This is a genomic window from Lentzea sp. NPDC005914, from assembly GCF_040629405.1.
GTDB lineage: Bacteria > Actinomycetota > Actinomycetes > Mycobacteriales > Pseudonocardiaceae > Lentzea.
On sequence record NZ_JBEXVQ010000002.1, the window covers coordinates 34,105 to 57,421 of the forward strand.

The following is a 23,317-nucleotide window of genomic DNA, read 5'->3' on the forward strand; positions in this document are numbered from 1 at the left end:
GTTGGGCTCTTAGGTTCGGCCAGTTCCCACACTGACCGATCTCGGAGGCCTGCGTGTCCTCATCCACCGATCGGGGCCGCCGCATGCTGCCCCTGCTCCCGACGAACCACCCGCTCGGGCGTCAGGCTGTCACCTGCGAGTTCCGCTGCGGCAACGCGTGTGCGCACGAAGCGCCCAACACGTCGCAGAACGCCTACTTCGGTGACGTCGTCAAGGACGTCGTGAGCCGCCGAGGCATGCTGAAGGCCGGCGCCGTCGTCGCGGTCGCGGGTGCCGGTGCACTCGCGATGGCCGGCTCGGCCGCCGCCGACCCGATCCACGTCGACGTGGACGTCGACGTCGACCTGGGCAGCCGCGGTCACAACCCGAACGGCTTGAACTGGGATTCGGTGCCGCCCAACACCCTCGACCAGATCACCGTGCCCGAGGGTTTCCAGCAGGACGTCGTGGTCCGCTGGGGTGACCCGATCCTGGACGGCGCGCCGAAGTTCGACTTCGACAACCAGACGCCCGAGGCGCAGGCTCAGCAGTTCGGTTTCAACAACGACTTCTGCGGCCTCGTCCCGGTGCCCGGCGACCCCAACAGCTGGCTCATGGTGAGCAACCACGAGTACACGACCGAGTCCTTCATGTTCAAGGACTGGACGCCGACCACGATCACCGAGAAGCACGCCAAGATCGCGTGGGCTGCGCACGGCCTGTCGGTCGTGATGGTCGACCGCGACCGTCGCACGGGCAAGCTGTTCGTCTGCCCGGACGACAAGGCGAAGTACAACCGCCGGATCACGCTCACCACGCCGTTCGAGGTGCGTGGCCCCGCCGCCGGGTCGAAGTTCCTGCAGACCTCCGCGGACCCGACCGGCAAGACCGTGCTGGGCACGCAAAACAACTGCTCGGGTGGCGTCACGCCGTGGGGCACGATCCTGTCCGGCGAGGAGAACTTCAACCAGTACTTCGCCAACGGCGGCCTGGTCACCGACCCGGACACGAAGGCCAAGTTCGCCCGCTACGGCATCAGCGGTGGCGCGACGCTGCGCAAGTGGGAGAACTACGACAAGCGCTTCGACCTGCTGAAGGAGCCGAACGAGGCCAACCGCTTCGGCTGGATCGTCGAGATCGACCCGCTGGACAAGAAGTCGACGCCCGTCAAGCACACCGCGCTCGGCCGCTTCAAGCACGAGGGCGCGAACATCATCGTCGCCAAGGACGGCCGTGTGGTCGCGTACATGGGCGACGACGAGCGCTTCGACTACATGTACAAGTTCGTCTCGGACGAGAAGATGCAGAAGGGCGACTCGAAGCGCGCCCGCGAGCACAACAAGCGCCTGCTGGACAAGGGCACGCTCTACGTCGCGCAGTTCACCGGCGACAGCCCGGCGTCCGAGATCGACGGCACCGGCAAGCTGCCCTCCGACGGTGAGTTCGACGGCTCCGGCAAGTGGATCCCGCTGGCCGCCGGCGACAAGTCGTTCGTCCCCGGCTTCACCGCCGAGGAGGTCTACGTCTTCACGCGCCTGGCCGCCGACAAGGTGGGCGCCACGAAGATGGACCGCCCCGAGGACGTCGAGCCCTCGAAGCACAACCGCCGGATCTACGCCGCGCTGACCAACAACACCGACCGCGGCAAGGCCGGCAAGGAAGGCCCGACCGAGATCGCGCCGCGCGTCAACAACAAGCACGGCCACATCCTCGAGATCGAGGAGCGTCGTTCGGACAACACGGCGCTGGAGTTCTCGTGGAAGCTGCTGCTGGTCTGCGGTGACCCGAAGGACCCCGGCACGTACTTCGGCGGCTACGACAAGTCGCAGGTCAGCGCGATCTCCTGCCCGGACAACGTCGCGTTCGACAGCCACGGCAACCTGTGGATCTCCACGGACGGCAACGCCCTGGGGTCCAACGACGGCCTGTTCGCGGTGCCGGTCGAGGGCAAGCGCCGCGGGCTCGTGAAGCAGTTCCTCACGGTGCCCAAGGGTGCGGAGACCTGCGGTCCTGTCGTGACCGAGGACTTCGTGCTCGTGTCCGTGCAGCACCCCGGTGAGCTCGACGGTGCGTCGGCGAACAACCCGATGTCGCACTGGCCGGACGGTGGCACCTCGCAGCCGCGTCCGTCCGTCGCGGTGGTGTGGCGCAAGGACCGTCGCCGCATCTGCGACTGAGCGTGTGGCCTGACTCACTCCTAGTTCAATTTTGAACCGGTGCGGCCATCCATCCGTGTGATGGGTGGCTGCACCGCGGACAGCCGACGGGAACGTCCACAATGGCTGTCTACATAGGAGTGTCGCTGTGAAGCGCATTGGCCTTTTCGTTGGTACCGCTGCTCTTCTGGGTCTCGCCGCGTGTGGTACCTCAGGTACCCCGACGCCGACTCCGGTCGCCCAGGCCTCGCCGGACGCCCCGGTCGCCGCCGCCGTCCAGGTTCCGGCCGGGCAGAAGCTCGTAGGCAAGTACCAGGCCACCGGTGTGCAGACGTACACATGCACCGCGAACGCGTGGAAGGGCCTGGAGCCCGCCGCGACGTTGGTGGACAAGGACAACAAGCCGATCATCCTGCACTCCCGCGGCCCGGTCTGGGTGTCCACTGTGGACGGCAGCGCGGTCGAGGCGACTCCTGTCGACGGTGCCAAGAACGACGTCAAGGGAGCCGTTCCCGAGCTTCTGCTGAAGACCAAGGCGGTGCGCGGCGACGGTCTGTTCGGCAAGGTCAGCTACGTGCAGCGGCTCGCGACCGAGGGCGGCGTCGCCCCGTCCGGTGGCTGCACCGCCGGCGCCCAGGTCTCCGTGCCCTACAAGGCCCTCTACACCTTCTTCGCTCCGGCCTCCTGACGGACGGTGGGCGCGCTCTCACTCTGCGAAGTCGTTTGAACCGGTGCGGCCATCGGTCCGTAGGCCCAGATGGCTGCACCGCTCAAACGAGAGACACGTCGCACTGTCTACTTTGGAGTGAGTAAATGAAGCGTGCTGGTCTTGTCCTTGTCTCTGCAACTCTGCTCGGCATCGCCATCGGAGGCGTGGGCTCCACCGCCGCGCCGACACCGGCGATGGACGCCGCTGATGCGAAGGCCGCACCGGCTGTCCAGGTTCCGGCCGGGAACAAGCTCGTCGCCAAGTTCTACGCCAAGGGCGTGCAGACCTACACCTGCACCGCCGGCGCCTGGAAGAGCCTGGAGCCCGCCGCCACCCTGGCGGACCGGCTCGGTCGTGCGGTCGCCCTGCACACACGAGGTCCGATCTGGGTCTCCACCGTCGACGGCAGCGCGGTCGAGGCCGCCCCGGTCGACGGTGCCCGCAACGAAGTCGCCGGAGCCGTTCCGGAGCTGCTGCTGAAGGCCAAGTCCACGCGGGGTTCCGGCGTGTTCGCGGGCGTCAGCTACGTCCAGCGCCTCGCCACCAAGGGCGGCGTCGCCCCTGGTGGCGCGTGTCAGGAAGGTGCCCAGACGTCCGTGCACTACGAGGCGGTCTACACCTTCTCCGCACCTCGCTGAACCAGCGCCACCACGGCTGCGACGACCATCGTGATGCCGACGACCCACAGTCCGGTCTTCTGGGTCCCGGTGAGGTCGCGCAGCCACCCGGTGACGTAGGGCGCCACGAACCCGCTCACGTTGCCCAGCGAGTTGATCAACGCGATCCCGCCCGCCGCGGCCGTGCCGCCCAGAAAACTGGTCGGCAGGGCCCAGAACGTCGGCAGAGCAGCACAGACGCCGATCGCGCACACGCTGACCGCGACCATCGCCGCGACGGGGTTGCTGAGGTAGAGCGCGACGGGAATGGCTGCTCCACCGAGCAACATCGGGGCGGCGACGTGCCACTTCCGTTCTCCGGTGCGGTCTCCATGCCTGGCCCACAGGATCATGGCGACCGCACCGAGGACGTACGGGATCGCGTTGATCAGCCCTCGCTCGACGATGTTCGCGCGGGGCGCCAGCCCCTTGATGATCGTCGGCAGGAAGAACCCCAGCGTGTACAGCCCATACACGATCCCGAAGTACACGAAGCTCAACGCCAGGACCCGCGGGTGCGTGAGGGCCTTCTTGAGCGGCCAGTGCTCCTTCTCCGGTTCTTCGATCGCCTCTTGTGGCTTGTCCGGCAACCAGAACCACGTCACGAACGCCAGCGCGATCGCCGGCAGCCCCTCGATCAGGAACATCGTCCGCCAGTCGGTCACCTGGATCAGCCACCCGCTGAGCGTCGACCCGAGCGCCGTGGAGATCGGTATCGCCACCATGAACAACGCGACGATCCGCGCCCGGTCCTTCTGCGGGAACCAGTACGTCAGGTACAGGATGATCCCGGGAAAGAACCCGGCCTCGGCCACCCCGAGCAGGAACCGCAACGCGATCAGCACCGTCCCGTTGGGCACGAACGCCATCGCGCTCGCCACGATCCCCCAGCTGACCATGATCCGTGCGATCCACCTGCGCGCCCCGAACCTGTGCAGCGCCAGGTTGCTGGGCACCTCGAGGATCAGGTACCCGATGAAGAACACCCCGGACGCGAACCCGAACACGGTCGCACTGAGCTTGAGCTCCTCGGACATCCCGTTGGGCCCGGCGAACCCGATGTTGACCCGGTCCAGGTAGTTGATGAAGTAGAGCAGGCACAGGTACGGCAGGATCAACTTCCGAGGCACGTTACGGTTCCCCCCATGAGTGATCGTCCGGTCGCCCTCGTCACCGGGGCATCCAGCGGAATCGGCTCGGCCATCGCAAGAAGTTTGGCCCCGACCCACGACCTGCTGCTAGGTGGACGCGACGAAACGTCCCTCTCACTGGTCGCCGCTGAGCTCCCCGGCGCGCAGGCCTGGCCGTTCGACCTCACGAACCTCGCCTCGGCCGACACGACCCACATCCAGCGCCTCGACGTGATCGTCCACAGCGCCGGCGTGGCCCTGCTGGGCCCGCTGTCCGAAGCCTCGGCCGACGTGTGGCGCCAGACCTTCGAGGTGAACGTCCTGGCCGTGGCCGAACTGACCCGCCTGCTGCTCCCACAGCTGCGCGCCTCGTCCGGTCACGTCGTCCTGATCAACTCGGGCGCCGGCCTGCGCGCCAACCCGGGCTGGGGCGTCTACGCGGCCTCGAAGTTCGCTCTCCGCGCCTACGCCGACGCCCTGCGCGCCGACGAGCCGTCCCTGCGCGTGACTTCGGTGTTCCCAGGGCGCACGGACACGCCGATGCAGCGCGAGGTGCGGCGCCACGAGGGCGGCGAGTACGACGCCACCCAGTACCTGGACCCGGCCTCGGTGGGGCGCGCGGTGGCGTCCGCGGTGCTGGCGACGCCGGACGCGCACATCACCGAGCTCGTGGTCCGCCCACGACCCCGGTGACTCAGGCCGAGCGCAGTCGCTCGGCCACCGCGGTCACGCCGGCCTGGGCTTCCTGACGATCCACCCGAGTCGACTCCCCGCCGGCCACGACGTGGTCACCGGCCACCCAGACGTCGGTGACCCGGCGAGCTCCGGAAGCCCAGACCAGGTTCGCCAGCAGTTGCTCGTCCGGCGCGTCGAGACCGGTCGCGAACGCCGGGTCGTCGACATCGATGTGCACAACGTCGCCCCAGCGTCCGGTCTCCAGTGCCCCGATGTCCTCGCGTCCCAAAGCCGCGGCCCCGCCCCGAGTGGCCATCAGCAACGCCTGCGCGGCACCCAGCGCGGTCGCGTCCATCGTGGAGACCCGCGCGAACATCGCCGCCAGCCTTGCCTCCTCGAACAGATCCAGATCGTCGTTCGACGCCGGTCCGTCCGTGCCGAGGCCCACGTTCACGCCCGCCCGCAGCAGCGCCGGCACCCGCGCGATGCCGGACGCGAGCTTCGCGTTCGAGCCGGGGCAGTGCGCCACGCCGACGCCGTACGAGGCGTACAGCGCGATGTCGTCGTCGGACAGGTGCACGGAGTGTGCCGACAGCACCCGGCCGCCCAGCACGTCCGAGGCCTTGAGCAGCGCGGGCACCGAGCCGTACTCGGCCCGCTGCGCGATGTCTTCTTCCGGCGACTCGGCGACGTGCACCATCAGCAACGCCTCGCGCGCCCGTGCCTCCTCGGCCACGGCCGTCAGCATCGAAGGCGTCAGCGTGTAGGCGGAGTGCGGCCCGAAGGCCAGTTCGACCCGCTCGCCGGGCCCGAACCGCAGCCCGTCGGCGTCGATCCACGACGAGACCTCGTCGGTCATCGACTGCCACGACATGCCGGGCAGGTCGAGGATCGCCGAACCGAACACCACGCGCGAGCCGGCGGCCAGCACCGAAGAGACCAGCTCAGGGCCGTGGAAGTACATCTCGGCAGACGTGGTCACGCCGTGTCGCAGCATCTCCACGGCGCCGAGCAGCATGCCCGTGCCGACGTCGGCGGCGGTCATCTGCGCCTCGTTCGGCCACATGGCCTCCCTCAGCCACCGGAGCAGCGGCAGGTCCGAGCCGAGGCCGCGCAGCACCGTCATCGGGCTGTGCGCGTGGGTGTTCACCAGGCCGGGCAGCAGGATTCCGGTCAGCCGCCGAACCTCGCCGTCGAAAGCCGGGGCGGCGTCAGCACCACCCACGTAAGTGATTCGACCGTCCACTACGTCCACGACGGCGTCCCTCAACACGGAGCAGGACGGGTCGCAGGGCAGGACCACCGGGGCGTGCAGACGCAGTGACATGCGGAGAATCCTGCCATTGTGATGCCAGTCACAAGCATGCATACATCGGGAAGCGCTGGGAATCCTGTCTCCGTCGGGTGCGGACCGACCCCCAGGGTCCGCCCCGACCAGAACTTTTCCCCAACCAGAGGGCCCGTCGAGCACGAACCGGCGGGCCCTTTGTGCATCCCGAAGCAACCACGACCGCGGGGACGACGTCACATGATCATGTCGAAGAAGCCGTGCACGTCCAGTGGAGACTTCCGGCGCGCGCAGAAGCCCGCCACCCCCAAACCGCCGACTCGCCGCTGAGTTGGCATGATCACACTCGCACGGGTACGGGCGTGATCATGCGGAGGCATCAGTGGCCGACATCGACCCTCAGAACGACGACCAGTTCAGCGATGTCGAGATGACGCAGGAGTTCGACGTCATCCGCGACGAGCGCTAGGCAAGAGGCAGTTCGGCGCGGACCGTCCACCCAGTCGGTTCGCGTCGGCCTGCGGAGAACTTGCCGCCCAGCAGTTCCACGCGTTCGCGCATGCCGACGAGCCCGTAACCGCCGGAGCCGCCGACGGGAACGCCAGAGGCGACGCCGTCGTCCACCACGCTCAGGAACAGCACACCGTCGCGCGAGGACAGCGAAAGGTCCACTGAGGACACTGCCGAGGCGTGCTTCTGGGTGTTGGTCAGGGATTCCTGCACCAACCGCAGCACCGACCGGGCCAGCTCCTGCGGCACCGCGTCCTGCAGGTCGAAGGACAACCGCACCGGCAGCCCGGATTCCGAAGCCAGCGAACGCACGTCGTCCATCAACGACGAAGACGCGGCGGGACCGGCGGACGTCCCGTCCCGCATGGTCCCCACCAGACGCCGCATCGCGGTCAACGCCTCAGTACCGGAAGCGGCGATCGCGGGCAGCACGTCGACTTCGCGGTTCAGCTGACCGGCCTGAGCGTGCACCACGATCGCCGTCACGTAATGCGCCACCACGTCGTGCAGCTCGCGCGCCAACGCCATCCGCTCGGAGTTCTGCGCCGCCGCAACGGAAGCCGCCAGTTGAGACGCGCGTTCGTTGTCACGGGCCCGGAAGTACAACCCGGTGCCGACGGACACGACGAACAACAGCGTGGCGCCGAACAGGTAGGGCGTGGCGTCCGGGACCCACTCGGTGTAGTCGGCGGCCGCGACGATCGGGAACCCGAGCACCTCGGCGGTGACCATCGCGGCCACGACGAGCGCGGTTCCGGCCACCGCCGGCCACCGGGACGCCTCCCTCACGACGACCGCGATGGTCGCCATCGCGGCACCGGTCATCGTCACGGTGGCGCCGCTCAGGAAGAAGTGCGGGCTCAGCGCGACGCCGAGAAACCGCATGTAGATCGCCACGCAGACGACGGCGAACGAGAGCGCCAGCGCGGCGTCGAACGGCCGGCGCGGGGCCAGCACCGCGATCACGCAGATGATCAGCACGCCCGGGACCTGCCAAAAGCCCATGCCGGTGCTGATCGAGGCGGTTTCCGCCACGTTGATCCCGGCGAGCGAGAGCGCCAGCGGCCACTGGCGTTTGGCGAGCAACCGCCAGTTCAAGTCCGTGCTCTCCACCCGACACACAGTAGGGCCGGAAGAACGACATCGCGTCCGACCGGAGGCTAACCCGGCATCAGCCAGAAGGCTGAGTGGGCGACCTGCGGAAATACCCTCCCGGCGGATGCCGGATTACGCGCCGGTCACGGACTCTGGAGTAGCAGTCGGGGAAACGGAGGACGCCATGTTGTCAGTTGTGTTCACTTGGGCCGCCGCGGTGGTCGGCCTGTTGGTCCTAGCGCTCATGGCACTGTCGGGCGTGATGGTCGACTCTCACCGGTAGGTCCACGGCACCAGCGTGTGATGGGGAAGTCAGACGCTGGTCAGGGAATGTTGCAGGCGGAGAAGCTCCGCCAGCCTGCTCGTCGGTTGTGGGCGTGTCTCGTCCAGCGCGGCGGTGAACTGCGCGGGTGCACCGGCACGAGCGCGGTTCGCGGCGGTCGGGTCCAGTCGGAAAGCGGGCCTGGCCGCGGAGGGGCGTTGGCGAGAGCGCAACCACGCGAGGCGGTGCAGCGCTTCCGCGTGGTGGTCCGTGATGGTGACGGCCGCCTTGTCGAACGAGTGCAGCACTGCCGCGTTAAGGTGAACGGTGGCGAGGTCCCGCCACAGCGTGCGTTCGGACGTCGTGTCCAAACCCAACGCGTCGGCGACCTCGCGCGCCACACCGTAAGCGCCTTCCTCGGCCAGTGAGCGCGTACCGATCTCGGCGCCCACGAACCAGGAGTTGAACGGCGCCGCGGGGTAGCTCACGCCGCCGATCGACAGCCGCATGTTCGAGATGACCGGAACCGCGTGCCAGCGCAGGCCCATCTCGCCGAACCACGGCAGGGTCGGGTGCTCCAGCGGCACCTCGTGCACGATCTCGGACGGCAGCGTGAACAACCGCGGTCCCTCGTGCTGGGTCTCCACCACCAACGGCAGCAGGTCGAAGCGAGAGCGACGGGCCGGAGGCCGCCATCCCATGCCCTGCATGGTCTCCGTGAACTGGGTGTAGCGACGGTCCCCCATCCCGTCGGCGTACCCGGCGTACCGGATCAGCTGCTCGTTCCAGATCACCGGGCCGGGCGAGCCGGGCGCGTCCGGCGCGAAAACCGTGACCAGCGGCCGAATTTCACCGCCGTTCGTCGCGAGCCGGAGATGCTCCACGCATTCGCCCGCGACAGCGGCGGCGTTGCGATAGCCGCGCAGATCGCGGACTTTGAGCCGGCGCCACGGCAGACCTGAAGTGCACCAACCAGAATCTCGCAACGCGATCCGCGCGCCGTACGCGAGTTCGTTGGTGGTGTGGCGGTAGGTTCCGGTCTCGGCGATCTCGGCGCGCACCTGGGCGATGCGGGCGGACAGGGAGCCTGCGTCGGAGTGCGCCGCGTGGAACATGCGGACGAACTCCTCCGCGACGGGGAGGACGTCGGGGGTCACGCAGCGAGACGCTAAGGCCGGAACAGCTTCACGCGTCACTGCCACTCGGGGCATTTCGGGTGATCAACACCCGCCACCCGATCGAGTGAGAGCTCGACCGCCAGTGGCGGAACCCCCAGCTTGAGACCTCGATCAGGTGAGGTCGTTCCGCTTGAACATCAGATCGTGCGAAACGCGGTCCTCGTTCACAGCGCGCTGCTCGAACTTCGTGACGGGCCGCCAGTCCGGACGCGGTGCCCAGCCGTCGTACATGTTGGTCAGCAACCGCTCGCCGGAGCACACCTCGAGCATCTGCTCCGCGTAGTGCTCCCAGTCCGTCGCGAGGTGCAGCACACCGCCGGGCTCGAGCCGTGACGCGAGCAGCGCCACGAACTCCGGCTGCACCAGCCGGCGCTTGTGGTGCTTCTTCTTCGGCCACGGGTCCGGGAAGAAGATCCGCACGCCGTGCAACGACGCCGGCGCGATGTGCGAGGTCAGCAGATCGACGGCGTCACCGCGCAGCACGCGCAGGTTGTCCAGCCCGCCGAGGTGCTCGCCGCGCAGCAGCAGCTGGGCGAGTCCCGGCTTGTAGACCTCGACGGCCACGTAGTTGAGCTCGGGCGCGGCGGCCACGAGCTGGGAGGTGGTCTCGCCCATGCCGGACCCGATCTCCAGCAGCACCGGCGCGGAACGGCCGAACCACGTGTCGAAGTCCAGCGGCCCCTCGGGCAACGACTTCACGTCGTTGCCCATCTTCTCCCAGTACATGTCCCAGGCGCGCTCCTGTCCCACGGTCATGCGCTCGCCGCGCTGGACGAAGCTGACGATGGAACGGGGGAACTCAGGCCTGGTCACGACCGGACAGCCTAAGCGATGAGCTCGATGTCCTCGATCTGAGCACGGAGGTCGGCGACCGTGAAGTCGATGGGCTGGGCCTGACCCGGTCCGCGGTGCGCCGGTACGAGGTCGATGAAGCCCTTGTGCCGCGCGGTGAACTGCACGGTCGTGGGCGTGGCGGGCCCGTAGACACCGCTCTCGGACGGCACGAACTCCCAGTACCCGACCTCGCCGAGGTCGACCCAGGGCACGAACACCCAGCCGGGACGTGACGAGAGCAACTCGCTCACCGCGTCTTCGACGGCGTGACCTTCGGCACGAGAGCGCAGCCGGCCGCAGTGCAGTGCACGCAGCCACCAGGGTGCGGGAGCGTCCTCGACGGAACGCACCGCGCGGTACATCGCGAGCACTTCGCTCTCACTGGCGCGGTTCACCCAGGAACGGCGCGCCTCTGCGGGCGTGAGGGCGATTTCAGCAGGGTTGGGAGCTTCGAGCGCATTTGCCCATTCGAGACCGAGCATTGCTTCCACACGGACCACTGGCCACCTCCGGCACCGGGATAGCCCAATTGAACTCGAATCCAAACGCCGGTGATGTCCAGAAAGTGGCATTTCATAGCTTGTTAACACCACTCTTACGCAACGTGTGACCCCAGGCACGTTGCGCTGCGGGATGGAAACACGATGTAGGGAACGTGCCTCTGCTTCCCGCGCTCGCCGTCGCGCTGCCGTTGCTGCTCGCCGCGCAGACGATCGAGGAACAGGAATGGCATCTCGACGCGCTCGACGTCTACTCGGCGCAGGATCAGGCGCGCGGTGACGGCGTGATCGTCGCGGTCATCGACTCCGGTGTGGACGCCAAGCACCCCGACCTCACCGGCCAGGTGTTACCCGGAACCGGCTTCGGCAGCTCCAAGGGCACCGACGGCACGACCGACACCGACGGCCACGGCACCGGGATGGCCGGGATCATCGCGGCGACCGGTCACCACGGTGGCGCGCTCGGCATCGCGCCCGGCGCCAAGATCCTCCCGATCGCGAGCGCCGAGAAGGAGCAGTTCTCGCTCGACGTCGTCGCGGAGAGCATCAGGTGGGCGGCCGACCACGGCGCGAAGGTCGTCAACATGTCGCTGGGCTTCTCCAGTTCGATGACGCCGAGCCTGGTCAAGGCCGTGAACTACGCGATCGAGAAGGACGTCGTCCTCGTCGCCGCCACCGGCAACGAGGGCAAGGAGGTCTCCGCACCGGCCAACATCGGTGGCGTGATCGCGGTCGCGGGCACCAACCGCGAGGGCAAGCCGTGGAAGGCGTCCAACGTCGGCGCGGACACGGTGCTCGCGGCACCCGCGGAAGGCATCGTCACGGCGGCACCGACCAGCGTCTACGCCAGCGGCTACGCCGAGATGGACGGCACGAGCGCGGCGTCGGCGATCGTGTCCGGAGTCGCCGCGCTGGTGCGCGCGAAGCACCCGGAGATGCCCGCCAAGGACGTCGTCAACGTGCTGATCAAGACCGCGAAGGACATGGCGGAACCCGGCCGCGACGCCACGACCGGGTTCGGCATGGTCAACCCGATGGGCGCGCTGACCGCCCAGTTGCCGCCGGTGGAACGCAACCCGCTGATGCCGGCGGCGAAACCCTCGACCGCGCAACCGACTCCGACGCTCGCCGCGCAACGTCCCGCGCGGCCGGCCGAGCAGATCGAGGACCGGCTGCCGTTCGTCGCCGGTGTCGCGGGCGGCACCGCGCTGATGACGGGACTTCTGATCGCCCTGCCCGCCATCAGGTCACGCAGGCCGCGTGAGGTCAGTGCGCGTGATACTCCACCGACTCCTTGGTGAGCTGCATGAAGGCCTCCTCCAGCGAGCCGCGCTGAGGGCTGAGCTCGTGCAGCACGATCTGGTTCTCCGCAGCGATCTCACCGATCTGCTGCGCCGGAATCCCGTGCACCACAAGGGCTCCGTCGACGGCGTCCTCGGTGACCGTCCCGTGCGCCACGAGAATCTCGCGCAGCTTCACGGCGTGCGGCGAACGCACCCGGACGTGGTCCTGGGTGGCGTCGGCGATGAACTGCTCGGTGGTGGTCTGCGAGATCAGCTGACCCTTGCCGATGACGATGAGGTCCTGGGCGGTCTGCGCCATCTCCGAGAGCAGGTGGCTCGACACGAACACCGTGCGGCCCTCGTCCGCGAGCCGGTGCATGAACTGGCGGATCCAGAGGATGCCCTCCGGGTCGAGACCGTTGACCGGCTCGTCGAACAGCAGCACCTCGGGGTCGCCGAGCAACGCGCCCGCGATGCCGAGCCGCTGCGCCATGCCGAGCGAGAACCCGCCCGCCTTCTTGTGCGCGACCTCGGTGAGCCCGACGATCTCCAGCACCTCGTTGACGCGGCTGACCGGGATCTTGTTGGAGACGGCCATCCACTTCAGGTGCGACCGAGCGGAACGGTTGGGGTGCACCCACTTCGCGTCGAGCAGCGCGCCGACCTTGCGCAGCGGCTGCTTGAGCTCGGAGTAGTACTTCCCGTCGATCGTGACGTCCCCACTGGTGGGGGTGTCGAGGCCGAGGATCATCCGCATGGTGGTGGACTTGCCGGCACCGTTCGGTCCGAGAAAGCCCGTGACACGACCGGGTTTGACGGTGAACGACAGGTCGTCGACCGCCTTCGTCCTGCCGTAGTGCTTGCGCAACCGCACTGCCTGGATCATGACCTCTCCCGTTCGCTCGAAAGTGTGATCGGGACGCAGGCCATCCCCCCGATGGATGACCTGCGTCCCGCTCCCCCTCAGTGGTGGATCTTCTGGGAGGTCACGCGTCCCGCCGCTTGGCGACGATCAGTGCGACCACCAGCAGTGCGACCGCTACACCGGCGAAGTAGGCGAGCGATCCCCACTGGCTCAGCTTGAAGTCGATCCCGGCTCCCGGCTGCTCCGCGGGGTCGGCCCCACCGAGCTGCAGGAAGTGGTTGGCGTTCTGGAAGGGCAGCCACGCCTGGATCTTGACGCCGACCTTCGGGATGATCCCGATCAGGCCTTCGAGCAGCATGTTCCAGACCAGCAGGATGGCCACGGCACCGGCGGTCTGGCGGATGAGGATGCCGACCGCGATCGCGAGGACCGCGCCGATCCCGTACAGCAGGCCGACGCCCGCGACGTGCCGCCACTCGGCGCCGGTGTTGATCGCGAGGTCCGACGTGGGCGACATGACCTTCGCGATGCCCCACGAGCCGAACGCGATGATCTCGCCGAGGACACCGGCGATGAACGCGACCACGACGGTCTTCGCGACGAGCGCGGAGATCCGGTTCGGCACCGCGAGGAACGTGGCCCGGATCGTGCTGAAGCGGTACTCGGTGGTGACCGCGAGCGCCGACATGACCAGCACCACGGCGAGCGCGAGCTGGCTGCTGCCGAGCTGCGTCAGGCCGATGGACATGTGGCCGGTCTCGGTCGTGCCCGCGATGATCGCGGTGAGGCCGACGCCGAGGATCAGGGCGAGCGCGCTGCACCAGTACGGCGAGCGGGTCGAGAAGAGCTTGATTCTCTCAACTGCCAACAGGGTCATCAGACTCACTTCCCGATCTCTGCGTGGTACTCGACAGCATCGCCGGTCAGCTGCATGAACGCCTCTTCGAGCGAACCGCGCTGGGGGCTCAGCTCGTGCAGGACGACACCGTTGGCAGCGGCGATGTCACCGATCTGGTCACTGGTGGCACCCGATACGGACAATGCCCCGTCCGCGCCGTCACGAACCGTGAAGCCCTTGTCCACGAGCAACGGGCCGAGCTTGAACAACTGAGGACTGCGCACGAGGACCGAGTTGCCCGTTGCGCTGTCGATGAACTCCGCGGTGGTGCTCTGCGTGATCAGCTTCCCCTTGCCGATCACCACGAGCTCGCTGGCCGTGAGCGCCATCTCCGACAGCAGGTGGCTCGACACCAGGACCGTCCGGCCCTCGGCGGCGAGGTTCTGCATGAACGTGCGGATCCAGAGGATGCCCTCGGGGTCCAGCCCGTTGACGGGCTCGTCGAACAGCAGCACCCGCGGGTCACCGAGCAGTGCCGCGGCGATCCCCAGCCGCTGCGACATGCCGAGCGAGAACCCACCGGCGTTCTTGCCCGCGACCTGCGTGAGACCCACGGCGTCGAGGACTTCGCCGACACGCTTGTCGGGCAACCCGTTGGACTTGGCGAGCCACCTGAGGTGAGCCCGCGCAGACCGGTTGGGGTGCACCCACTTGGCGTCGAGCAGCGCACCCACCGTCCGCAGTGGACGGTTGAGTTCGGCGTAGGGCTTCCCGTCGATCAGCACGCGGCCTGCCGTCGGTCGGTCGAGCCCCAGGATCATCCGCATCGTGGTGGACTTGCCGGCGCCGTTCGGACCGAGGAACCCGGTCACCCGTCCAGGCTGGACGGTGAACGACAGGTCGTCGACCGCGACCGTCCTGCCGTATCTCTTGGTGAGGCCGATTGCCTCGATCATTGGCGTCCCCTCTCGGTGTTGGGACAACTGTCCTGCTCCGAGGGGGTCCGCCACATCGCCCAGCAGTCTGCGGTGGCGTCAACTTCAGTCGTGCTGTGCCCCTACCTCAGTCGTAGTTGAATGATCCCCATGGGTTACACGGAAGCTCCAGAAGGCTGGTGGCGCGAGTTCGTGCTGGCCAAGCCCGCCCGAACCGGCAAACTAGCCGTCACCCGCAAGGACGGCTCGCCGCACGTGGCACCGGTGTGGGTGGACCTGGACGGCCCGGACCTCGTCTTCCTGACCAACCGCGACACGATCAAGGGCAAGTCGATCCTGCGCGACGGCCGCGTGGCCGTGTGCTTCGACGACGAAACACCGCCGTTCAACTTCGTGACCATCACGGGCCGCGCACAGGTGGACGAGGACCCCGAACAGCTCAAGTACTGGGCCGGGCGCACCGCGGCCCGGTACATGGGCGACGACCAGGCCGATGCCTATGCCGAGCGCAACGGCGTGCCGGGCGAGATGGTCATCCGCGTGAAGATCGACAAGGTAGTGGCCAAGACCAACGTCTCGGACTAGTCGCCGACGGCGGGCTGGCCGCACCGCTCCGGACGTGGGGGCACTGGGTCGCGCACTCTTGGCTCAGGATCACGCGGGCTGGAGCGACTACCTGCGCTGTCCTCGTGCCGGCCAGGAGCGGCCGACCCGGAGCTCACGCGGCTGGACACGTTGCGCGGCCGCGGCCAGCAGCCAACCGTGTGAGCTCGTTCGTCCTGAACTGCTGGTCGCCGACGGCTGGCTCGCCGCACCGCTCCGGATGTCGGGCACTGCTACCTGCGCCGTCCCTCGTGCCGGCCAGGAGCAGACCGTCCGGAGTTCATGCGGTCCGGCACGTTGTGCGGCCGCAGCCAGCAGTTGACCACCCGCCGCGCCGGCTCGTTCTTCCCGAACTCCTAGTTGCCGACGGTGGCGAGCGGGTCCACGTCGTAGTTGCGCGCGTACCCGTTCTCCACCCCGACGAGCAGATCGACCACCTCGAAGTAGGTGTCCCAGAACGGCGTCTCCCGCAGCGCCTCCACAAGCAGCTGGTACGACGCGTGGTCGCGCGCCTCCCACATCCAGACGTCGGTCACCCTCGCGCCGTAGAACTCCGTGTCGTAGTAGCGAGAGCGCACGCCCTCCACGTCCTTCAGCGCCGGGAGGATCTCGGTCTCGAACGCCCGCATGCGTTCGGGCACCGACAGGGAGAGCCACTTCGGGGTGGTCTTGATCAGCATGAACGCAGTCACGTTGGCTTCGAAAGTCATGTCACAGACGCTAGAAACCAGCGGGCATTTCGTGCCACGCAACTTTGGCAAGCCAGGGTTGCGTACGGTGCAAACATGCCTGATCAGCTCGATCTGAACCTCCTCCGCGTGTTCGACGCCCTCCTGCAGGACGGCAGCGTCACCGCGGCGGCCGAGCGGTTGCACCTGTCGATCCCCGCCGCCACGAGCAGGGCACTCGCCCGGTTGCGGCGCGCTATGGAGGACCCGATCCTCGTGCGCGCCGGCCGAGGACTCGCGCCCACGCCGTTCGCGTTGCGGATCGCGCCGCGGGTGCGGTCGCTGCTGGACGAGGCGTCGGCGTTGGTCAACGACAAAGAGTTCGACGTGACCCAGCTCCGCCGCACGTTCACCGTCCGGGTCGGCGACGGGGTGGTGACGTCGCTGGTCAACGCGGTGGCCGACAAGGCGCCTCGCGTGGTGCTGCGGTTCGTGGCAGAGGGCGACGAGAGCGTCGAGGCGCTCCGAGACGGCTCGGTCGACCTGGACCTCGGCGCTGGTGCCGACGTGGACGCCGACATCAGGTCCGAGGTGCTGTTCATGGAGCGGATGGTCGGGGTCGTCCGCGCCGATCATCCGCTGAAGAAGCCCACGCTCAAGCAGCTCTGCAAGTTCCCGCACGTCAGCGTCTCGAGGAGAGGCCGCGCCCACGGCCCGTTGGACGCGGCGCTGCAAGCCCAAGGCCTGCAACGCCACGTCGGCGCGGTAGTCCCGTTCTACGCGGCCGCGGCAGCGTTGGTCGCGTCGACCGACTACATAGGACTGATCCCGCAGCGCCTGGCCGAAGAACACCACAAGGTGCTGCGCTGGTTCTCGATCGACGCGGATCTGCCGGAGGTCGAGGTGCGCATGCACTGGCACGCCCGCCTCGACGCCGACCCGGCACAGCGCTGGCTGCGGGACGTGGTCCGGGACCTGGCCTAAGCCGGGAAGAACCGCGAAAGCGCTTGCTCCGCACCGTCTTCCAAAACCGTCCCGGTAACCGAGTCAGCCGCTGCCTGCACGGTCGCAGGCGCCTGGCCCATCGCGATGCCGCAAGCAGCCCACCGCAGCATCTCGACGTCGTTGGACCCGTCGCCGATCGCGAGCGTGTCGTCCGCCGAGATTCCCAGCGACACTCTCAGCTCCTCCAGCGCCGCGCCCTTCGTGACATCAGCAGGTACCGCGGTCAGCCACGGTTCGGTGTGGTCGACGGTCCACGAAACGCCCGGCAGCTCCAGCTCCCGCACGGCGAACGCCAGCTCGGCCGGAGTGCGGTCGTGCCAGCGCATCACCAGCCGCGGTGTCGGCACGGCGGCGATCTCGTCGAACGTCGCATGGGCAGTCACGCCCCACAGGTCGTTCGGCAGGAACTGGCCGAGCGAGAGGCTGCCCACGCCGGTCCGCTCGACCGCGAACACCGAGCCTGGCAGCAACGCGGACAGCGTCTTGATCGTCGGGCCGGGCTCGAACGTCGTCCGCTTGGTGATCTCGTCACGGACCGGGTCCCACCACACCGCGCCGTTCGAGCACAGCGCGAACGACGACGGCAGCTGAGCGGCGATCGGCGTGGTGCCGATGAGGCTGCGGCCCGTGCACAGCACGATCTGAGCGCCATGATCAGCGGCACGCGCCACGGCAGCCTGAACAGCGGGCGAGATGTCGTTCGAGCCGACAGGCGTCAGGGTTCCGTCGATGTCCAGCGCGACCAGGCGCGGTCTCCAGTTCACGTGACGCCACCCTATGCGAAGGTTAGTGAATTGTGGTTCACTAACGACGTGGCACGGCCGAGAACCATCTCCGACGAGCGGATCCTGACGGCGACCGCGACGGTCATCGACCGGCGTGGGCCGGGGTTCACGGTCGCGGACGTGGCGGCGGAGGCAGGCGTGTCGGTCGGCGCGGTGGCGAAGCGGTTCGGGTCGAAGAGCGGACTGCTGCAGGCGTTGACGCGAGCCGGTACGGAAGAAGTCAGAAACCGGATGCGTGCGGCCGGCACGGTCAAAGACGCGCTCATGACCTGGTTCGACCGGCTCGCCGATCCGGCCACGGCCACGAACAACCTCGCGCAGCTGGGCGTGGATCTCATCGATCCCGAGCTGAGGGCGTTGCTCGCCCGGCACTACGCGGTGCTGGAGTCCGAGCTGGAGGTCCTGTGCGCGGCGGAGAACCTGCCGCCCAACGCCGCGAGAGTGCTGGCCGCGCTGGTCTACGGGATCGCGATGGACTGGTCGATCAGACCGCGAGGCGAGCTCTTGGCACGCATGGAGGAAGACATCGATCTGGTGCTGAAGGGGATGCGCTGATGGCAACCTGGGCCGAGTTCGCGGCCGAGCAGCCCGACCTGGCCGCGTTCGCGCAGGCCAGGTTCGCGGCGGACCGGCACGCGTTGGTCGCGACCCTGCGCAAGGACGGCTCGCCGCGGATCAGCGGCGTGGAGCCGGACTTCACGCGCGGCGAGCTGTGGATGGGCATGATGCTCGACTCGCTGAAGTCGCGCGACCTCCGGAGAGACCCGCGCTTTTCGTTGCACTGCAACACGACCACGGCCTCGATGACCGCGGCGGGTGACGCGAAGATCAGCGGGACGGCGCAGTTCTGGACCGACAAGGACGACTACCTCAAGGACCTCTACGACCGCACCGGGTGGATGCCCGAGGGCGGCGAGCTCGACCTCTTCCGGTGCGACGTCACCGAGGTCGTGTCGATCACCGTCGAGGGCGACGAGATGGTGGTCCTGTCCTGGCACGAAGGAAGGGGAATTCGGCGTGTCGCAAAGAAGTGAACCCGACCTGAGCGGGAAGGTCGCCGTGGTCACGGGCGCCACGCGAGGTGCGGGCCGGGCGATCGCGGTCGAACTGGGCGCGGCCGGTGCGACGGTGTTCGTGGCGGGACGCACGACGCGCACGCAGCAGTCCGAGGTCGGTCGTGCCGAGACGATCGAGGACACCGCGGACCTGGTCACCAAAGCCGGTGGCAAGGGAATCGCCGTCCGCTGCGACTTCACTGATCCGTCCGATGTGGACGATCTCGCCAAGAAGATCGACAAGCTCGACATCTTCGTCGACAACGCGTGGGGCGGCGAGAACCTCGTCGAGTGGGGCAAGTTCTGGGAGCACGACCTCGACCGGCAGCTCCACATGTGGCGAAACGGCGTGGAGACGCACCTCGTGGCGTTGCACAAACTCATGCCGATCCTCATCCGGTCCGATGACGGACTGGTCGTCGAGGTGACTGACGGCGAGGACGGCGAGGCGTACTTCGTGAACCTCACCTACGACGCGGTGAAGAACACCGTGCGGCGGTTCGGCGAGGTGCTCGCGAAGGACCTCAAGGACCACCCGAACGTGACCGCGCTCGCCGCCACGCCGGGGTTCCTGCGGTCCGAGCAGATGCTGGAGACCTTCGGCGTCACCGAGGAGAACTGGCGCGACGCCGTCGAGAAGGTGCCGGACTACGCGATCTCGGAGACCCCGCACTACCTCGGGCGCGGCATCGCACATCTCGCCGCGGACCCCGACCGCAAGAGGTTCGCCGGGCAGTGCCTGTCGTCGTGGAAGCTCAAGCGCGAGTACGGGTTCACCGACCTCGACGGCACGCAGCCCGACTGGGGCCGCTGGTGGGACGACGTGGTGAAGCCGAGGATCGCCGGCAGAACAGTGGAAACCGACCCGGCGGACTACCGCTAGGCGTCACCAGGGCGGACGAGGCCGGTCTCGTAGGCCAGCACCACGGCCTGCACCCGGTCTCGCAGCTCCAGCTTCGCGAGGATCCGTCCGACGTGCGTCTTCACCGTCGCCTCGGACAGGAAGAGCTTGCGGGCGATCTCCGTGTTGGACAGGCCCTTCGCGATGAGCACGAGCACCTCGCGCTCGCGTTCGGTCAGCACGTCCAACACCGTGGCGTCGCGCAGCTCACCGCCGCCGTCGCCGAGGAACCGCCCCAGCAGGCGCTTGGTCACCGACGGCGAGACCACCGCGTCGCCGGAGGCCACGGCCCGCAACGCCGACACGAGGTCGGACGGCGGGGTGTCCTTCAGCAGGAACCCGCTGGCGCCGTTTCGCAGGGCGGACAACGCGTACTCGTCCATGTCGAACGTGGTCATGACCAGCACCTTGGCCGTGTCGGCCTCGGTGATCCGCTTGGTCGCCTCCACGCCGTCCAGCACGGGCATGCGGACGTCCATCAGCACGACGTCGGGGCGCAGCTTGTCCGCCATCTGCACCGCGTCGAGCCCGTCCGCGGCCTCGCCGATGACGTCGATGTCCTCCTGCGCTCCCAGCACCATGCGGAAGCCCATGCGCATGAGTTCCTGGTCGTCGACCAGCAGCACCCGAATCACTCGATCACCCTATGCGGCTAGCGGGAAGCTCGCGCGCACGCGCCATCCCCCACCGGGGTTGGGGCCCGCCTCGAACTCGCCACCCAGCACCGCAGCCCTTTCTCTCATGCCGATCAGTCCGTTGCCGCCGGACACCTTGACCACGTCGTACGGTGTGCCGAAGCCGTTGTCGATCACCTCGAGCCGCAGTTCCTCCTGCGAGCGGGCGAGGCGCACCAACGCGGTGGAGCCCGCGCCGGCGTGCTTGATGGTGTTGGTCAGCGCTTCCTGCACGATCCGGTAGACGCTCAGGCCCACGCCGACGGGCAGGTCGTCCACGTCGCCGGTGATCTCCAGCCGGACCGGGACGCCGGCCGCGCGGGTGTTCTCGGCGAGCTCGACGACGCCGCTCGCGTCAGGTTGCGGGGCCCACTGCGTCTCGGCGTCCTCGCTGCGCAGCACGCCCAGCAGCCGCCGCATCTCGGTCAGCGCCTGGCGGCCGGTGTCCGCGATCGTGCGGACCGCGTTCTCCGCGACCTCCGGCTGTGACCTGATCGTGTACGCCGCGCCGTCCGCGTGGACGATCATGACGCTCACCGCGTGCGCGACCACGTCGTGCAGTTCACGGGCGATGCGGGACCGTTCCTCGCCGACCGCGATCTTGGCCTGCTGGTCGCGTTCGGTCTCGAGCAGCTTCAAACGTTGCTCCATCTCGCTCTGGTACGCGCGACGAGCCCCGATGAACTCGCCCATCGCCCAGCTGAAGCCGAAGATCACGAAGACCATGAACACGAGGAACACGGCCTGGATCTCGCCGACCTGGAAGATCGCCCAGAGCAGCGTGCCCGCGAGCAACCAGCCCGAGTAGATCAACGCTGACTTGCGGCCGATGTACGCGACGAGCGTGTACAGGGCGATGGCCAGCGCGAAGTCCGACATCCGCGCCGGTATGCCGCTCTCGCCGCCGTGGGTGAAGAGCTGCAGGAACGCGCCCGCGAGGATCAGGTAGCTAGTGCCGAGCGGGTGGTAGCGCCGGAACGGCAGCGGCCCGAGCATCAGCAGTGTGACGGCGAGGAACGCGGAGAACGACACCCCGCGGTCGGCAGCGCTGACCGCGAACCCCATGTCGAAGATCAGCAAGATTCCGGCGATCAGGGAGTCCCCGAACGCCGGGTGAGCCTTCATCCACAGGCTGAACCTCCGCACCGGACAAGGTTAGGTGCGGATCGAACCTTCGCGCGTCGCGCCACGGAATGACGCTGCGTACGACTTCGGTGTGAGTTATTGTGTCGAGGGGTTGATACAAAGGTCAAGGGGGCACGCATGCTGTACGACGCTCTGTGGGCCGCGGGCGTGGGGCTGGTCCTGCTGCTGGCGCTCTGGCCCACCCGGTCGACCGGCAAGCGGCTGCTGAAGAGCTGGCGTGTGAAGGATCCGACGTCCGCGCAGATCGAGGACGCGATCCGCTACCTGAAGCGGCGGCGGTTCCTCTACCCGTGGATCTTCGTGGGGCTCACGTTCGTGCCCCTCGGCAGCGGTCGTGGTGTCGGGTCGTTCGCGGCGATCGTGCTCGGCGGCACGCTGCTCGCCGAGCTGATCGCGACACAACTGCATCGCGAGGGGTCACAGAGGGTGGCGACGCTCACACCGCGCGGCCTGTTCGACATCGCCTCGCAGTACGTGCTGATGTCGTACGCCGCGATCGTGGTGATCGGGGTCGTCCTGCTGGTCGTCGAGATGAAGATCGGGCAGCTGCCCGCGCTCGTCGTGTCCGTCGGCGCGGTGGCACTGGTCACCTGGGCCGCCGTCGCCCGGCCTGCCGACGGTGACGAGCAGGTCGACCGGGCGCTGCGCACCCGAAGCGTGCACGTGTCGGCGGGACTCGGCGCGGCGCTGGTCGGTGCGCTGGTCGGCGGTGGGTTCGGTCTCTTCTGCGTCCTCGCGTGGGTAGCGATGGCCAACACGAACTACGTGTCCAAGAAGATCTTCTGGTGACTGCACCCAGAATCGTCGTAGACCTCGAGAACGGAGTCGCGCCCTGGCGCCAGGTTCGTGACCAGCTGGTGCGGTTGATCAGTGGTGGAGTGCTGCCGGTCGGGTCGCGGCTGCCGACGATCCGGCAGCTCGCCGCCGACCTGGGGCTCGCCATCGGGACGGTCGCGCGGGCGTACCGCGAGCTGGAGACCGAGGGCGTGCTCATGACAGGACGAAGGCAGGGCACCGTCGTGGCTGCCCTGCCTTCGCATGCACCGGACCCGCTCTCCGCCGCCGCGGCGGAGTTCGTCGCCGTAGCTCGGTCGCTCGGCGCCAGCGAGGGGGAGGCGCTGAACGCCGTGCGTGCCTCTTACGAGGCTGAGTAAGGCGACTCGATCTTGGGTGCGGGTCGCGGTTCGCCTACATGAGCGTGACGCTCTTCGTAGATCCGGTGTTCCTCGGCCATCTGGTCCGCGAGTTGCTGCTGCACCTGGCGATCCCGAATCCTGGACAGGATCGCCATGGTGACGCCGTGAGCCAGTGCCAGCAGCAGCAGCACCACGCCCAGCTTCACGACCACGTTCTTCACCGGGTCACCCGTCTCGATCTCGATGATCGAGACCAGTGCCAGGAGCCCGAGCACGACGAGGTGGAACAGGACGGCCGTCAGCTTCATCATGCCGCCGGCCTGGTCGTCGTCGTACGCCGCGCGCTTCAGGTATCCCTTGCCGCTGCGGTAGATCAGCTGGCCGTCAACGACGACCAGGACGATCCCCAGCACCAGGAACGTCACGTAGCTGTCACCCATGCGCTGTGGCT

General features: G+C 68.1%; 26 protein-coding genes. 12 read left to right on the forward strand and 14 right to left on the reverse strand.

Going from position 1 to position 23,317, the window contains the following annotated elements; all coding sequences use genetic code 11:
• Positions 1 to 83 precede the first annotated feature (83 nt).
• The 3 genes from ABZ345_RS02920 (at position 84) to ABZ345_RS02930 (ending at position 3,482) form a co-directional block, all read left to right on the forward strand.
• On the forward strand, positions 84 to 2,156 hold the full coding sequence (locus tag ABZ345_RS02920; RefSeq protein ID WP_359843089.1) for a PhoX family phosphatase: 2,073 nt from the start codon (positions 84 to 86) through the stop codon (positions 2,154 to 2,156).
• A 127-nt stretch (positions 2,157 to 2,283) separates the two neighbouring features.
• Positions 2,284 to 2,823: a DUF3455 domain-containing protein gene (locus ABZ345_RS02925; protein ID WP_359842317.1), complete on the forward strand. Its 540-nt coding sequence runs from the start codon at positions 2,284 to 2,286 to the stop codon at positions 2,821 to 2,823.
• Between the two features lie 185 nt (positions 2,824 to 3,008).
• The gene (locus ABZ345_RS02930; protein ID WP_359842319.1) at positions 3,009 to 3,482 is read left to right on the forward strand and encodes a DUF3455 domain-containing protein; all 474 of its coding nucleotides are present in this window, start codon (positions 3,009 to 3,011) and stop codon (positions 3,480 to 3,482) included.
• Here ABZ345_RS02930 and ABZ345_RS02935 read toward each other — a convergent pair.
• Positions 3,458 to 4,630: an MFS transporter gene (locus ABZ345_RS02935; RefSeq protein WP_359842321.1), complete on the reverse strand. Its 1,173-nt coding sequence runs from the start codon at positions 4,628 to 4,630 to the stop codon at positions 3,458 to 3,460. The genes ABZ345_RS02930 and ABZ345_RS02935 overlap by 25 nt on opposite strands.
• A 15-nt stretch (positions 4,631 to 4,645) precedes the next feature.
• Here ABZ345_RS02935 and ABZ345_RS02940 point away from each other — a divergent pair, with 15 nt between their 5' ends.
• Positions 4,646 to 5,323, forward strand: coding sequence for an SDR family oxidoreductase (locus tag ABZ345_RS02940; protein ID WP_359842323.1), 678 nt, complete (start codon positions 4,646 to 4,648; stop codon positions 5,321 to 5,323).
• A gap of 1 nt (position 5,324) precedes the next feature.
• Here ABZ345_RS02940 and ABZ345_RS02945 read toward each other — a convergent pair whose 3' ends face one another.
• The 5 genes from ABZ345_RS02945 to ABZ345_RS02965 all read right to left on the reverse strand — a co-directional run bounded on the left by ABZ345_RS02945 (position 5,325) and on the right by ABZ345_RS02965 (position 10,867).
• Entirely contained in the window at positions 5,325 to 6,632 is a 1,308-nt protein-coding gene (locus ABZ345_RS02945) for an amidohydrolase (RefSeq protein ID WP_359842325.1), read from the reverse strand.
• Between the two features lie 426 nt (positions 6,633 to 7,058).
• Positions 7,059 to 8,216, reverse strand: coding sequence for a histidine kinase (locus ABZ345_RS02950; protein WP_359842327.1), 1,158 nt, complete (start codon positions 8,214 to 8,216; stop codon positions 7,059 to 7,061).
• A gap of 294 nt (positions 8,217 to 8,510) precedes the next feature.
• Positions 8,511 to 9,617, reverse strand: a complete 1,107-nt coding sequence (locus tag ABZ345_RS02955) for a nitric oxide synthase oxygenase (RefSeq protein WP_359842328.1) — start codon at positions 9,615 to 9,617, stop codon at positions 8,511 to 8,513.
• 132 nt (positions 9,618 to 9,749) lie between these two features.
• Positions 9,750 to 10,394: a tRNA (guanosine(46)-N7)-methyltransferase TrmB gene (gene trmB / locus ABZ345_RS02960; RefSeq protein WP_359843091.1), complete on the reverse strand. Its 645-nt coding sequence runs from the start codon at positions 10,392 to 10,394 to the stop codon at positions 9,750 to 9,752.
• 68 nt (positions 10,395 to 10,462) lie between these two features.
• Entirely contained in the window at positions 10,463 to 10,867 is a 405-nt protein-coding gene (locus ABZ345_RS02965) for a hypothetical protein (protein WP_359842330.1), read from the reverse strand.
• A 260-nt stretch (positions 10,868 to 11,127) separates the two neighbouring features.
• Here ABZ345_RS02965 and mycP point away from each other — a divergent pair, with 260 nt between their 5' ends.
• A complete protein-coding gene (gene mycP, locus ABZ345_RS02970) occupies positions 11,128 to 12,273 on the forward strand; it encodes a type VII secretion-associated serine protease mycosin (protein ID WP_359842332.1) in 1,146 nt (381 codons plus the stop codon).
• Here the strand turns inward: mycP and ABZ345_RS02975 are convergent.
• The 3 genes from ABZ345_RS02975 to ABZ345_RS02985 form a co-directional block, all read right to left on the reverse strand.
• The gene (locus tag ABZ345_RS02975; RefSeq protein ID WP_359842334.1) at positions 12,239 to 13,141 is read right to left on the reverse strand and encodes an ABC transporter ATP-binding protein; all 903 of its coding nucleotides are present in this window, start codon (positions 13,139 to 13,141) and stop codon (positions 12,239 to 12,241) included. The two genes, mycP and ABZ345_RS02975, sit on opposite strands and share 35 nt — an antisense overlap.
• A 100-nt stretch (positions 13,142 to 13,241) precedes the next feature.
• Positions 13,242 to 13,997 (reverse strand): hypothetical protein, encoded by a 756-nt coding sequence (locus ABZ345_RS02980; RefSeq protein WP_359842336.1) that lies wholly within the window; start codon positions 13,995 to 13,997, stop codon positions 13,242 to 13,244.
• A 5-nt stretch (positions 13,998 to 14,002) separates the two neighbouring features.
• Positions 14,003 to 14,914 carry an ATP-binding cassette domain-containing protein gene (locus ABZ345_RS02985; RefSeq protein WP_359842338.1) on the reverse strand — a complete coding sequence of 304 codons (912 nt, stop codon included), beginning with the start codon at positions 14,912 to 14,914 and terminating at the stop codon, positions 14,003 to 14,005.
• Between the two features lie 129 nt (positions 14,915 to 15,043).
• Here ABZ345_RS02985 and ABZ345_RS02990 point away from each other — a divergent pair, with 129 nt between their 5' ends.
• Positions 15,044 to 15,478 (forward strand): PPOX class F420-dependent oxidoreductase, encoded by a 435-nt coding sequence (locus ABZ345_RS02990; protein ID WP_359842340.1) that lies wholly within the window; start codon positions 15,044 to 15,046, stop codon positions 15,476 to 15,478.
• Positions 15,479 to 15,852: 374 nt separating this feature from the next.
• Here ABZ345_RS02990 and ABZ345_RS02995 read toward each other — a convergent pair whose 3' ends face one another.
• On the reverse strand, positions 15,853 to 16,206 hold the full coding sequence (locus ABZ345_RS02995) for a darcynin family protein (RefSeq protein WP_359842342.1): 354 nt from the start codon (positions 16,204 to 16,206) through the stop codon (positions 15,853 to 15,855).
• 75 nt (positions 16,207 to 16,281) lie between these two features.
• On the opposite strand from ABZ345_RS02995, the gene ABZ345_RS03000 reads away from it, so the two are divergent.
• Positions 16,282 to 17,148 carry a LysR family transcriptional regulator gene (locus ABZ345_RS03000; RefSeq protein ID WP_359842344.1) on the forward strand — a complete coding sequence of 289 codons (867 nt, stop codon included), beginning with the start codon at positions 16,282 to 16,284 and terminating at the stop codon, positions 17,146 to 17,148.
• Here the strand turns inward: ABZ345_RS03000 and ABZ345_RS03005 are convergent.
• Entirely contained in the window at positions 17,145 to 17,933 is a 789-nt protein-coding gene (locus ABZ345_RS03005) for an HAD family hydrolase (RefSeq protein ID WP_359842346.1), read from the reverse strand. The genes ABZ345_RS03000 and ABZ345_RS03005 overlap by 4 nt on opposite strands.
• Before the next feature lie 48 nt (positions 17,934 to 17,981).
• Here ABZ345_RS03005 and ABZ345_RS03010 point away from each other — a divergent pair, with 48 nt between their 5' ends.
• The 3 genes from ABZ345_RS03010 to ABZ345_RS03020 are packed head-to-tail and all read left to right on the forward strand — an operon-like array spanning position 17,982 to position 19,892.
• Positions 17,982 to 18,509, forward strand: a complete 528-nt coding sequence (locus ABZ345_RS03010; RefSeq protein ID WP_359842348.1) for a TetR family transcriptional regulator — start codon at positions 17,982 to 17,984, stop codon at positions 18,507 to 18,509.
• Complete coding sequence (locus ABZ345_RS03015) at positions 18,509 to 18,988, forward strand: pyridoxamine 5'-phosphate oxidase family protein (RefSeq protein ID WP_359842350.1); 480 nt, start codon at positions 18,509 to 18,511, stop codon at positions 18,986 to 18,988. Before ABZ345_RS03010 ends, ABZ345_RS03015 begins: the two co-directional genes overlap by 1 nt.
• A complete protein-coding gene (locus ABZ345_RS03020) occupies positions 18,972 to 19,892 on the forward strand; it encodes an SDR family oxidoreductase (RefSeq protein WP_359842352.1) in 921 nt (306 codons plus the stop codon). Before ABZ345_RS03015 ends, ABZ345_RS03020 begins: the two co-directional genes overlap by 17 nt.
• On the opposite strand, the gene ABZ345_RS03025 is transcribed toward ABZ345_RS03020, so the two are convergent.
• Entirely contained in the window at positions 19,889 to 20,545 is a 657-nt protein-coding gene (locus tag ABZ345_RS03025; protein WP_030465720.1) for a response regulator transcription factor, read from the reverse strand. The genes ABZ345_RS03020 and ABZ345_RS03025 overlap by 4 nt on opposite strands.
• Positions 20,546 to 20,554: 9 nt before the next feature.
• The gene (locus ABZ345_RS03030; protein WP_359842354.1) at positions 20,555 to 21,730 is read right to left on the reverse strand and encodes a sensor histidine kinase; all 1,176 of its coding nucleotides are present in this window, start codon (positions 21,728 to 21,730) and stop codon (positions 20,555 to 20,557) included.
• A gap of 117 nt (positions 21,731 to 21,847) precedes the next feature.
• Between ABZ345_RS03030 and ABZ345_RS03035 the strand changes: the two genes are divergently transcribed.
• Entirely contained in the window at positions 21,848 to 22,519 is a 672-nt protein-coding gene (locus tag ABZ345_RS03035; protein WP_359842356.1) for a hypothetical protein, read from the forward strand.
• Complete coding sequence (locus ABZ345_RS03040; protein WP_359842358.1) at positions 22,516 to 22,884, forward strand: GntR family transcriptional regulator; 369 nt, start codon at positions 22,516 to 22,518, stop codon at positions 22,882 to 22,884. The genes ABZ345_RS03035 and ABZ345_RS03040 overlap by 4 nt, the downstream gene beginning before the upstream one ends.
• Here the strand turns inward: ABZ345_RS03040 and ABZ345_RS03045 are convergent.
• Complete coding sequence (locus ABZ345_RS03045) at positions 22,869 to 23,306, reverse strand: hypothetical protein (protein ID WP_359842360.1); 438 nt, start codon at positions 23,304 to 23,306, stop codon at positions 22,869 to 22,871. The two genes, ABZ345_RS03040 and ABZ345_RS03045, sit on opposite strands and share 16 nt — an antisense overlap.
• Positions 23,307 to 23,317: the final 11 nt, after the last annotated feature.